The organism is Paenibacillus nicotianae (assembly GCF_042681745.1).
GTDB classification, from domain to species: Bacteria; Bacillota; Bacilli; order Paenibacillales; family Paenibacillaceae; genus Saccharibacillus; species Saccharibacillus nicotianae.
The window spans coordinates 64,318-77,682 of record NZ_JBHUGF010000014.1 but is presented as its reverse complement, the minus strand read 5'-3'; the positions used below and the strand labels follow the sequence as shown (position 1 = coordinate 77,682).

The 13,365-nt window shown below is 38.9% G+C and carries 8 protein-coding genes; all 8 read left to right on the top strand.

Going from position 1 to position 13,365, the window contains the following annotated elements:
• Window positions 1-146 precede the first annotated feature (146 nt).
• The 8 genes from ACFSGI_RS22795 (at window position 147) to ACFSGI_RS22760 (ending at window position 13,350) form a co-directional block, all read left to right on the top strand.
• The gene (locus tag ACFSGI_RS22795) at window positions 147-779 is read left to right on the top strand and encodes a LysE family translocator (protein ID WP_204826950.1); all 633 of its coding nucleotides are present in this window, start codon (window positions 147-149) and stop codon (window positions 777-779) included.
• A 403-nt stretch (window positions 780-1,182) separates the two neighbouring features.
• Window positions 1,183-2,760, top strand: a complete 1,578-nt coding sequence (locus ACFSGI_RS22790) for a response regulator transcription factor (protein ID WP_204826951.1) — start codon at window positions 1,183-1,185, stop codon at window positions 2,758-2,760.
• A 108-nt stretch (window positions 2,761-2,868) separates the two neighbouring features.
• Window positions 2,869-4,659, top strand: a complete 1,791-nt coding sequence (locus tag ACFSGI_RS22785) for a cache domain-containing sensor histidine kinase (protein WP_204826952.1) — start codon at window positions 2,869-2,871, stop codon at window positions 4,657-4,659.
• 768 nt (window positions 4,660-5,427) lie between these two features.
• Window positions 5,428-6,711 carry an ABC transporter substrate-binding protein gene (locus tag ACFSGI_RS22780; protein ID WP_204826953.1) on the top strand — a complete coding sequence of 428 codons (1,284 nt, stop codon included), beginning with the start codon at window positions 5,428-5,430 and terminating at the stop codon, window positions 6,709-6,711.
• Between the two features lie 192 nt (window positions 6,712-6,903).
• Entirely contained in the window at window positions 6,904-7,806 is a 903-nt protein-coding gene (locus ACFSGI_RS22775) for a carbohydrate ABC transporter permease (RefSeq protein WP_204826954.1), read from the top strand.
• Window positions 7,799-8,623 carry a carbohydrate ABC transporter permease gene (locus ACFSGI_RS22770; protein ID WP_204826955.1) on the top strand — a complete coding sequence of 275 codons (825 nt, stop codon included), beginning with the start codon at window positions 7,799-7,801 and terminating at the stop codon, window positions 8,621-8,623. The genes ACFSGI_RS22775 and ACFSGI_RS22770 overlap by 8 nt, the downstream gene beginning before the upstream one ends.
• A gap of 804 nt (window positions 8,624-9,427) precedes the next feature.
• A complete protein-coding gene (gene lacZ, locus ACFSGI_RS22765; protein ID WP_204826956.1) occupies window positions 9,428-12,511 on the top strand; it encodes a beta-galactosidase, LacZ type in 3,084 nt (1,027 codons plus the stop codon).
• A gap of 218 nt (window positions 12,512-12,729) precedes the next feature.
• The gene (locus ACFSGI_RS22760) at window positions 12,730-13,350 is read left to right on the top strand and encodes a VC0807 family protein (protein WP_204826957.1); all 621 of its coding nucleotides are present in this window, start codon (window positions 12,730-12,732) and stop codon (window positions 13,348-13,350) included.
• Window positions 13,351-13,365: the final 15 nt, after the last annotated feature.

The following is a 13,365-nucleotide window of genomic DNA, read 5'->3' as shown; positions in this document are numbered from 1 at the left end:
GTGAAGGAATAACCAGTCATTGTCAAATAACTAACATACAGGTTAACAGATGAGTGGCAAAAGGATATACTTGATAACAATCTTACATACTGTACGTCTAGTCATAAGTTGAGATCGATTTATTAAACGGTAAAGGAGTAATGAGTATGATAAGTTTTGGAGCGATGATAGCTTTTGCGGCAGTAGCTTTGGGGATGGTATGTTCACCAGGGCCGAATATGATCTATCTCATTTCACGTTCGGTCACACAAGGAAGAGTAGCAGGAATAATTTCTTTATTTGGTGTAATGCTCGCTTTTATCGTGTATATTGTAGCAACAATGATGGGCTTATCTGCATTATTTCTAACTGTGCCTGTGCTCTATACGATGATCAAATGGGCAGGAGCTGTATATTTGCTGTGGTTAGCATGGAAAGCGATTCGCCCGGGTAGTGATCGCAATATATTAGAACCTCAAGCTTTAACGATAGAGTCACCTAAAAAGTTATTTATGATGGGCTTTATGACCAATTTACTTAATCCCAAAGCAGCCGTATTGTATGTCTCCTTATTACCCCAATTTATCGATCCCGCACGCGGATCAGTGCTGATGCAAAGTGCGACTCTTGGTCTAATCCAGATCAGTATTAGCTTTATGATTAATCTATTGATTATACTGGTCGCAAGTCAGGTAGTATCATGGCTAGGTAAACGTCCATTTTGGATGAGTATTCAACGCTGGCTCATGGCAAGTGTATTGACAGCTTTGGCAGCACGAATGGCATTAGATCGCAAATGAATGCTATATAGTTATATAGAAGAAAAGAATGAAGATTATACAGCACTAAAATAATAAAAACAGTCTAATGTGCATCTAACACGTTAGGCTGTTTTTTTATTGTATAGAAGAGGAAGTCTATGATTTGAGATCACACCCAACATACCAAACCAGATTTTTTGATTCATTACTATCCTCTTTCTGTATTTATTTTGAAAATAGTTAATTAAAGTGTATCTTCTTTTTGATGTAACTTATAGCTCTCTATTAATATTCAAATATTTTGTCCCATGATTCTCTATTCTGTGTTAGCATAAAAATACTAAATAGATAAATAATAAACTATACGTTTGTAAACGCTACCATAAATGGTATTCTGTAAGATTCTTGTAGGCTTCAGTAGAGTTATATAGGGAGTGTCATAATGAAAGAACTATGTAGAATTTTGATCGTAGATGATGAAATTCTGGTAAGACAAGGAATTAAACACTATATGGTCTGGGAACAGCATGGATTTCAGATCGTAGGTGAAGCATCTAATGGAAAAGAAGCGCTTGAATTGGTGGATCAATTGCAACCTCATATTGTCATTACTGATATTGTGATGCCGATTATGGATGGGGAAGAATTTACGCGAATTGTGAAGCAAAGGTACCCTCATATTGAAGTGATTGTACTGAGCAGTTATGGAGAATTTAGCTACGTACGATCTACTTTCCAGAGTGGGGTCGCTGATTATATTTTAAAACCGAAGCTGGAAACGCAAGAATTGTTGCAGGTATTACAAAAGACTGCGCGCCGTATTCCATCTCTTCAATATAATGAACACAATGATCAAGAGCTATTATCGATTGACCATATTATAGAAAAAGTGATCTCTGGCTATGAAGTGAATAACGGGCAAGAACTGATCAAGCAAGCTTTTCCATATGATCATTATTGTCTGATCGGGGTTCAGCCTTCCGGTTATATCGCTAATAATCATACGTCTGCTGTCGTGCAAAGTCACTTATCTACCTTAGGCATGAGACTCGCAGAAGTGCTTGAATCGTTAGGCACATCGATTGTATTTCGACCTGCACCGGTTAGTGATTCCGGTCTTATTGTATTTCTGGTGAATTTGGAAGAATCGCAATATGCTAGATTAGTGACTGTTATTCAACAATTAGCAGATGATATCTATATGCAATCTCCACAAATCGGCTGGGTGATGAGTAATCCGTTTGATGTATTTGAACAGATTGATCCAGTATATCATCAACAGATTTTGAAATTATTAGATTATCGCTTTTATTTCCCGGAGCGTAAGCTGATGTTAGAATCGGAACTTCCGCCACCTGTTGCAGTGCAAGGTGCTTTTAATCTAAAGCAGTTTGCTGAAGAGATGAAGCGAGAGCATTTTGAATTTGCTTTTCAAGAGTTGCGTCAATATGTGACAGCGATGTCCGGTAATTACGTCTCGACTCCGTTTGAGTTGAAGTCGTTTCTAGGAAATATCGTATTTAATATTATTACATTACTCGGCAATCTGGATTATGATATCGAACAACTGGATGCTGAGAAATATAACTATTTCAAACAGATCAATGAAGCGGTACACATTAATGAAGCTGTTGATTTGCTCAATCGCTTTTTGCTGGTTGTAGATGAGCAGATTGCAGCACGCACACAACCGAATAGTAACTCTAATATGAAGAAATTGTTGGAGTATATCGATGATCATTTTGCAGAGTCGCTCAGTCTGACAGGGTTAGGGCAATATTTTCATTTTAACCCGTCTTATTTGTCTAGCTATTTTACCACCCATAATAAAGAAGGATTTAGCGAATATCTGAACAAAATTCGCGTCGAAAAAGCCGCTGGTATGCTAAAAGAAGATCAGTTCACAATTGCAGATATCAGCAGTAAAGTAGGCTATTCTGACCCTAGTTATTTTACCAAAGTATTCAAAAAACTAACCGGACTATCCCCAAGCCAATACCGACGTAAACACTTACGTTAAGCGCTTGGCATCATAAGCGCTACAAAGTTCAATAAAAAGTGATTTTTGCAAAGCAAAATATCTGACTATTGTATATGTGATGAATGGGTTACAGAAAAGGGAATGAGTATGAAAAAAAGTATCGACAATTTCAAACAGCAAGGTCTGTTTTTTAAATTATTTATCGTGATGGTTGTGAGTATTATTGCTGTTTGTTTGTTGACTTCACTGGTAACGATTCGAATGTCAGAGCGTTTATTTGCCGAGACATTCAGTATTACCAACTCCAAAGTGCTGAACCAGATCAAAACAAGCTTTGAGTCGTTTAACGATTCGATTGTTAATGCAGTCAGCCATGCTTCCCAGACAGCGACAGTCAAAAGCTTTCTCACAAGCGGTGAAGGTGATTCCGTCGCTACAGCTAGCTCTTATTTCAGTATGGGTCAACAGATGAAGCAGATCAAATCGAATGTAGATGCTTATGAAGTAGGAGTAACAGTCACCGGAGTGAATGGAAGAGGGTATTCTTCGGATTATGGATACTGGCCGATTCCAATGAGTGAATTAACCAAAAGTCCGATTACCAAAAATACAATTGCTGAACCGAAGCGATTGATGTATCAATATGATGAAGAATCGACAGATATCAATCAACCCGCAGAACATTATATTATTGCATCAAAAGCATTGATGGAGCGCACAAGTAACTTTTTGTATGGCACTATCTATATAGCGATTCAAGAGCGAGAGTTCAAGCGGTTTTATAGTAATTTTACCAGTACAGGTAATGATGTTCTTATCGTAAATGCGAGTGGTCGGATCGTATCCAGTAACCGAGATGACTTAATCGGTACATTTGCACCGGAATTACTGAGTTATGCGACCCAAATTGACAAAAAACATCTGGATTATATGGATGCAGATGTGATGGGCAAAGATCATATTATTTTATCCAACTATGTGCCTGAGTATGACTTTTATCTAGTGAATCTGGTCGATCGTGAATTTGCAGTCGGACAGATTATTAATGTGCGCTCTGTAGCGTTGATCTGTATTGCGATTGTCAGTGGAGCACTGTTGATCGTATTCTTAATCTCGCGCCGATTGACACAATCATTGACCCGTCTAGTGAAGCAGATGTCTACCATTACCGAGAAAAATTTTGACAATTATATTCAAGTGAGTGGAAGTTATGAAGTTCAAGAGTTGGGTCGGGCTTATAACTATATGTTGGATGAATTAAACGATTATATCGAACGTTTACTTCAGACACAGAAAGATCAGCGCAATGCAGAGCTAGCCGCATTACAACGACAGATTAATCCACATTTCCTGTATAACACGCTGGCTTCGATCAAAATTCTGGTGCAAAAAGGGAACAAAGAAACCGCCGCTGAGACGATTAACGCTCTGATCTCGTTATTGCAAAATACGATCAGTAATGTGAGTGAAACGATCACGATCGAACAAGAACTTGGCAATATGAAAAACTATGTATTTATCAACCATGTGCGGTATGGACAACGCGTACAGGTCAATTATTTTGTCTCGCCGGATTGTCTGGAATACCATGTGCCCAAATTGATTATTCAACCGTTTATCGAAAATGCGTTTTTCCATGCATTTAATGAAAAACAAAACGGAATCATCTATATTATGGTCTCTCAATCCGATGGCGTACTGACTTGCGAAGTAGTCGACAATGGAGACGGCATGGACGGTCTATCTGAAGTGGGCGAACATAACCCGTTACCGAACCCGAAAAGCAAGCGCCAACTATTTACAGGTATCGGTATCCAAAATGTCCACAACCGCATCACACTGCTCTACGGCGAACAATACGGAGTAACCATTTCCAGCACCAAAGGCGAAGGCACCAAAGTCAAAATCACGATGCCATTAATTTTGGAACAGCAATAACTTGTAAAAGATACTCAACATTCAAACACATCCCATTTCCTAAAAGGAATAGCAGAGTTCTTTTGTGCATAGTAATCTTTCATGTTTTCATACTCTACGATAAACAACATTTATTCCATAATAAAAATACGAACTTCAATATATTTAAATAAAAGAACGGTCGATACTTAGCAATAAGCGTCGACCGTTCTTCTATTTGTCATGAACAAATCTAAAGATATTTCTATCAAAAATACCAAACCATTCAATCTATACACTTACCTAATCTGTTCACTATATATAGTAGTCATAAATTCAATATAGAAATATTCACCTAGCCGCTCCATATTTTTCGATCCACATTCTTTCTTGCTCACCGCCCCCCCAACATTCAAATGGGTGCTCTAAATCAGCTATTCCACACCAAAAATCCTTCCAGCACAGAGCGCAGGGGAATCTATTCTTTCTAAAAGGAGCCTTTAAGACTCGGATATCGACCGCCTGCGGTCAAATCAAGATATCCGAGTTTTACCAGCGACGACAAGAAAGTATAGATCCCCAAAGCGGTCTCCCTCAACTGCGACCATACTTGCTAACTACCTCAATTTAGATGTTTAATTTCTACCATTATCCAAATATATTACTAATGATAACGCTATCAAAAATTTGAAATATAAGAAAATCACAAATCCTCACAAAGATAGTCATACCGTATTTAAATTAAGAGGTGGTAAGATAAATAGACCAAATGGTAAACGCTTTCAAAAAAAGAACAGGGGTTGAACAAAAATGAAAAAAATGATGTTTCTTTTACTAGCAACCGTTTTCATGTTATCTGCATGTTCCAGCAACGCTGGTAGCGGTGCAAGTTCTGATCCAGCTAAAAAAGAAATCACAGTATGGGCATGGGACGCTAAATTTAACATAGCAGCATTGAATTTAGCTAAAGAGAGATATATGGCTAAGCATCCTGATGTTACAATCAACATCATTGAAAACGCTCAAGCGGATATTGTACAAAAATTAAACACAGGTTTGAACTCCGGTACAACTAAAGGTCTTCCAAACATTGTGTTGATCGAAGATTATCGTTCACAAAACTTCTTGCAAGCGTATCCAGATTCTTTCCGTGATATGTCTGATTCTATCAAAGCATCTGACTTTGCAGATTACAAAGCAGGCCCTACAAGCTACAACGGTAAACAATATGGAGTTCCATTTGATTCCGGTGTAACAGGTATGTATGTAAGAACAGATTACCTTAAAGAAGCGGGTTACACACCTGAAGATATGCAAGATATCGATTGGAATAAATTTATCGAAATCGGTAAAGCAGTTAAAGCTAAAACTGGTAAAGATATGTTAACTCAAGATCCGAATGATTTGGGATTGATTCGTGCAATGATCCAATCTGCTGGTTCTTGGTACCTTAAAGAAGACGGTAAAACACCTAACATTGCAGGAAACGCAGCTTTGAAAGAAGCTATGGAAGATTACAAAGCAATGTTTGATGCAAACATCGTAAAAACCAACTCTGACTGGAGTCAATTCTTGGCTGCATTCAACAGTGGTGCTGTAGCGTCTGTTCCTACAGGTAACTGGATCACACCTTCTGTTAAAGCAGAAGCTTCTCAATCTGGTAAATGGGCTGTTGTTCCATTCCCTAAATTGAAAAACACACCAAACTCTGTACACGCATCTAATATCGGTGGTAGCTCATGGTATGTCATGAACGTAGACGGACAAGACACTGCTGCTGATTTCATGAAAGAAACATTCGGTTCTGATAAAGAATTGTACCAAGATATGTTGAACAAAATCGGTATTATCGGTACATTCAAAGCGGCTTCTACAGGTTCAGCTTATGACAAAGCAGATGAATTCTTTGGCGGACAAAAAATCTATGCTGACTTTGCAAAATGGACAACAGAAGTTCCTAACGTAAACTACGGTCTACACACGTATGCTATCGAAGATATCATGACAGTAGAAGTACAAAATTACCTTGCTGGTAAAGACATTGACTCTGTATTGAACGATGTTCAAGCTCAAGCAGAAGCTCAACTGAAATAAACTATTTTGATTTATTAAAAAATTATACTGTACCCGATCTGCTCAAAAAGTGGATAGAGAAAGCTTGCTGGGCGTAAGGCAATAGAAACAGCAATGAAACCTTGAGCTTTGCCGTTCAAGGTTTTATTGCCGTATCTAAGCCGTAAATAAAAAAATAAAACAACCACAAGCGATATAAAGGAGATGAAAGAAATGAAAGCAGCTCAACCTCAATCCAAGTTCGGCCCTCGTTTCAAAGCTGGCTTAACAGGATGGTTATTTATTGCATTAGCCGTTTTGATGATATGTGCGTTTTACTTTTATCCTATGATTCAAGCACTTATTCTTTCGTTCCAAACGGGAACAGGTTCCAATCTGAAATTTAACGGTATTGATAACTATGCTCGTTTATTTACAGATGATATGTTCCTTACAGCCGTAAAAAACACATTCATCTATTTAATTTTCCAAGTACCTTTGATGGTTGTGCTTGCTTTGTTCATCTCTGTACTATTGAATAATCCTCGTTTGAAATTTAAAGGATTTTTCCGTACAGCTATCTTCTTACCTTGTATCACATCGCTTGTTGCTTATTCTGTTGTATTTAAATACCTTTTTTCTTCCGATGGTTTGGTCAATGCGTTACTACTTAAATTGCATTTGATCGGTGCTCCGATTGAATGGATTGCTGATCCGTTCTGGGCAAAAGTGACGATCATTATCGCGATCACATGGCGCTGGACAGGTTATAACATGATTTTCTATCTATCTGGATTACAAAATATCGACAGCTCTATTTATGAAGCAGCACGTATTGATGGCGCTTCTGCCATTCGTCAATTTTTCAGCATTACGATTCCTATGCTAAAACCTATTATTTTGTTCACATCGATCACATCGACAATTGGTACACTGCAACTATTTGATGAAGTCGTCAATATTACCAAAGGTGGACCAGGTAATGCGACCACATCGATTTCGCAGTATATCTACAATCTGTCGTTCAAATATTCAGCAGACTTTGGTTATGCAGCAACCGTATCGTATTCTATCGTAATTATGATCATCATCTTAGCATTTATTCAATTCAGAGTGGCAGGTGATCGCAATGAATAAATCCAAAACGTTTTTCACTTATATTTTCTTGAGTATCGCTGCATTTATTTCCATTTTCCCGTTTTTCTGGATGCTCGTTAGTGCAACGAACCTTTCTGTAGACGTTACGCAGGGTAGATTGCTACCAGGTTCTCATTTGATCGAAAACTTCCAAAAATTAACGAGTTCTGTAAATATTCTAGGTGCACTCGGCAACTCTGCTAAAATTTCGATCAGTACAACGATTTTGGCATTGTTAATCGCTTCACTTGCAGGTTATGGATTTGAAGTCTACCGCAGTAAAGCAAAAGATATCGTATTTAACATTTTACTATTATCGATGATGATTCCTTTTGCAGCGATGATGGTTCCGTTATATCGCATGTTCGGTAAAATTAGTAATGTTGTACCGGTGATTGGTATTGATACTTTAGCATCTGTTGTGATTCCAACAGTCACTACAGCATTTCTTATTTTCTTCTTCCGTCAAAGTACCAAAATGTTTCCGAAAGACTTGCTTGAAGCAGGTCGTATGGATGGACTCACTGAATTGGGATTGTTCTTCCGTGTATACATGCCAACAATGAAAACAAGTTATGCCGCAGCAGCGATTATTACGTTTATGTCGAGCTGGAATAACTACCTATGGCCTTTGGTTGTTTTACAATCGCCAGAAAATCAAACGATTCCGTTGCTGATTTCTAATATGGGATCTAGTTATGCACCTGATTTCGGTATGATTATGATCGCTATCGTATTCTCTACACTGCCTACCGCTATTGTCTTCTTCGTAATGCAAAAGCACTTCGTAGCAGGAATGGTTGGATCGGTAAAATAAATCTCCGGGTTGTGGAGAGTGGCTGTGGTTGTTGATGGGGACCGCTTCGTCTAAGGAATTGTCCTTGCCGCCGCTGGTAAAGATAAATGCTTTGAATGACTGCCAGGCAGTCGCATTTATCTTTAAAGGCGACGTTCAGGACAATTTCCTTAAACTCCGCTCCGCCGCATCACAGCCACTTTGCCACGTCCACAAAAAGAGATTTAGTTTTACTTCGAGTAGTGGGCAGGGTAGATTTAGGGAATTAAGAATCTAGGGATTTAAGGGTTTAAGGATTTTAAATTGGAATTTAGTATTCAAGAACAAAGGAATAAAAAAATAAAAAAGTAAAAGATTTAAGGATGTAAGGGTTTGATAAGGATTTTATGGTTTTGACTTGTTTGAGGCTTTAAGATTATCTGATTTTGAGAGTAACTTGAAATGAATTAGTTTGAGATCAAAGGCATTATGATATCGTTGCTAAAGCGAATAGCAATGCTAGAGCGATACTAAGATCATTAATGAAAAAACCATATAGCCAAAGCGCATACGAGATCAAAATTCCAAAGCAACAATGTAATTCAAAGTCATAATGCACTCTAAAGGACGATGTAAGGTCTAATCTTTCCTGCGGAGACGCATTCAAATGGAGTAGCAGTTACATCTAGCGGAGGGGAATCGTTATTCTGAAAGGAGCCTTTAAAATTCGGATATCGACCACTCAGTGGTCAAATCAAGATATCCGAGTTTTACCAGCGACGGCAAGAATAACGATTCCCCGGAGCGCTAGTCACTCTAAAACAAAGAAAAGTCGGGGGTATGGACATGAATCAACAAAAGCCTAGTTTGGACTGGTTAACCGATGTCAGTGTATTTGCTGTCAATCGCTTGAAAGCGTACTCAGATCATAAATACTATGAAACGTTAGAAGAAGCACAGACGCGTGGCGATATGAAGCTTCGTTCGTCACTGAATGGTAATTGGAAATTTAACTATGCTACTAATCCAAGCAGTCGTCCGCAAGGATTTCAAGAAACAGACTTTGTTTGTGATGGTTGGGGAGACATTACTGTTCCCGGTCATATTCAATTGCAAGGTTATGGACAAATGCAGTACGTGAATACGATGTATCCATGGGACGGACATGAAGATTTGCGTCCATTGTTCACATCCGAGACAGCTACAGTCGAAAATAGCCTATCTACTCAATCTAATCCGGTAGGCAGTTATGTGAAATACTTTACCGTTCCTTCGCATTTATTAGATCGTCCATCTGGAGAGCAATCACCTATCTATATTTCATTTCAAGGGGTAGAGTCTGCTTTTTACGTCTGGTTAAATGGACAATTTGTCGGTTATAGTGAGGATAGCTTTACACCAGCGGATTTTGATCTAACTCCTTATCTGCAAGCAGGTGAAAATAAATTAGCAGTTGAAGTGTACCAACGCAGTACAGGTTCATGGTTAGAAGATCAGGATTTCTGGCGTTTCTCCGGTATTTTCCGGGATGTATATTTGTATACAGTACCATCTGTGCATGTTCGCGATCTTCATGTAAATGCTGGATTGGATGATGCTTATACGCAAGGTCAGTTGTCGGTACAATTAACATTAGAGCAATCGATTTCGGCAAAAGCGATGATCGAAGTCCAAGATGCAACAGGGGCTAATGTGAGTTCGCTTGAAGCTACATTTGTTAATGGAAAAGCAGAGCTGACTACGACGATCGATAATGTACATACATGGAGCGCAGAGCATCCTTATCTGTATACATTGTTGATTTCTATCTATGACGAAGCAGGTCATCTGGTAGAAGTGATTCCACAGAAATCAGGATTCCGCCGTTTTGAAATGATCAACAAAGTGATGTGCCTCAATGGCAAACGCATTGTGTTCAAAGGTGTCAACCGTCATGAATTTAATGCTCGTACAGGACGCGCGATTACAGCCGAAGATATGCTGTGGGATGTTCGCACGATTAAGCAAAACAACATGAACGCTGTACGTACATCGCATTATCCGAATCAGACGCTCTGGTATGAGCTATGTGATGAGTATGGTCTGTATGTGATCGATGAGATGAACTTAGAAAGTCATGGTTCATGGCAGAAGATGGGCGCTGTTGAGCCATCCTGGAATGTTCCTGGTAATTTGCCAGAGTGGCAAGATATCGTGATGGATCGTGCGATCTCTATGGTAGAACGTGACAAAAACCATCCATCGATTCTGATCTGGTCTTGTGGTAATGAAGCATACGCAGGTGAAGTGATTCTGAATGTGTCTAATTACTTCCATACAACCGATCCTACTCGTCTTGTTCATTATGAAGGTGTATTCCATAATCGTGATTATGATGCAACAAGTGATATGGAAAGCCGGATGTATGCCAAAGTAGCTGATGTAGAAGAGTATCTAAATAACGATCCGCAAAAACCATATATCAGTTGTGAATACATGCATGCCATGGGTAATTCGGTTGGCGGTATGTCTAAATATACGGATTTGGAACAGAAGTATGAGATGTATCAAGGTGGATTTATCTGGGATTATATCGATCAAGCGGTCATGAAAGAAGATCGCTATGGTAAAGAATATTTAGCATTTGGTGGCGATTATGATGATCGTGCGACCGATTATAATTTCTGTACTGATGGTATCGTCTATGCTGATCGTAAAGTTTCTCCTAAAATGCAAGAAGTTAAATTCTTATATCAAAATATCAAGCTTCTTCCTGATGTAAGTGCGATTACGATTGTAAATGAAAATGTATTTGTCGGCACAGATGCTTACAATCTAGTCTATAGCCTTCTTCATGAAGGTGTAGAAGTATATACAAACACGATGCCAGTTCAAGTCCATGCACAATCCCAAGCACGTATTGAATGGGTATTGCCAGATATGCACACTCAATCAGGTGAATATGTAATTCATGCCGCGCTTGTACTGAAAGAAGCAGAACTATGGGCAGACGCTGGTTATGAAGTCGCATTTGGACAACATATTTTCCACGTGGAACAAAAAGAAGCATCTGCACTTCCAACAGGTACATTGCGCGTAGCACATGGCGATGTCAATATCGGTGTACATGGTACAGGATTTAGCGTGATGTTTTCTAAAGGGGCAGGCAGTTTGACGTCTTTACGTTATGGTCAACGTGAAATGATCTCTACTCCACCAGCACCATTATTCTGGCGTGCAACAACAGATAACGATAAAGGAACAGCTAGAGGATTCCATGCAGGTAACTGGTTTGCAGCAAGTCTAGCTCGTCAATGTGTAGGCATTGATGTGAATGAGCAAGCAGACCATATAACAGTTACATTCCATTATGGATTCAGTATTCACGCTGATCTGAAAGTAACAACAACCTATACAGTGTATGGAGACGGAAGTGTAAAAGTACAGTCTACTTACAACGGTGCGACAGGACTTGCGAATCTACCGATTTTCGCATTATCGTTTAAAGTACCGGCAGATTACGATCAACTGGACTGGTATGCTATGGGACCTGATGAGAACTATAGTGATCGTGCGTTTGGTGCTCGTTTAACCCATTTCCAGAATCAAACTTCTGATAATGTATCCGGTTATGTTGTTCCTCAAGAATCCGGTAATCGTACAGGTGTACGTCGCGTTGATATTACTGATCAACGTAAACAAGGGATTCGGATTACAGCGCCATCGACAGCACCGGTAGAATGTAATATTTCACCGTATACTGCTTTTGAATTAGAAAGTGCTTATCATCAATATGAATTGCCAAATGTGTACTATACGGTAGTCACTGTAGCTGGCAAGCAAATGGGTGTAGGCGGCGATGATAGCTGGGGTGCTCCTGTATTAGACGAGTATCAGATTCCTGCGGATCAACCGTTAGCTTTCGAATTTACGATTCATCCACTGGTATAAATGAATAGAGTATAATTCAAAGACTTTTCTATCCGAACGATTATGTTCTGGATTAGGAAAGTCTTTTTTTATCTATCTAGCGATATACTTCAAAACTAACCATGCGATAGATTTCACTTCAGAGCTATCGTGTTAAGATTTTGGTAAGAGATAAAGTATAGAACGAACAAATAAGATACACATTATTCCATATCACATATATCAAAGGAGTGTTTAGTATGTCTCATATGTTATCGCGTAATTATATTGTATTCACACTTGTTGTTAATGGTCTGATTCCGTGGGGAATGTATATGTTGTTGTCACCGTATGTAGGGCATTTGATGGCATTGTCGATAGTGACTTTGATTCCTTTGGTTGAAAATGTATTCCATTTTGCTAAACATCGAAATCTAGATGTGTTTGGTGGATTGATGCTAATGACGTTTATCCTTTCACTGGTCATGGTATTATTAGGCGGTAGTGAAAAGATGTTACTGTTAAGAGAATCCATGATTACAGGTGTAGTTGGCATTGTATTTTTAAGTTCTTTGTTACTGAATAAACCAATGATTTACCATCTAGCGAGTCGCTTTACTCGTGTCACTAATATAGAACAGAAATGGCAAAATGCTTACTTTCGTAAAATGATGCGCAATATGACCCTGATCTGGGGAGTATTACTGGTTCTAGAAGCTTGTACTAAAGTAGTGATGATCTATGAATTGAGTGTTGGCGAAGTACTTGCGTTATCCAGTGTGGTGCTGTATAGCTTTGTCGGTGTTGCTATAGGATTAACCGTAGTCTATCGTCGTAGAGCGGTTGGCAAAATGAATCAACAACAACTTTCTTCTTTCTAAATGTACAGGTGCTAG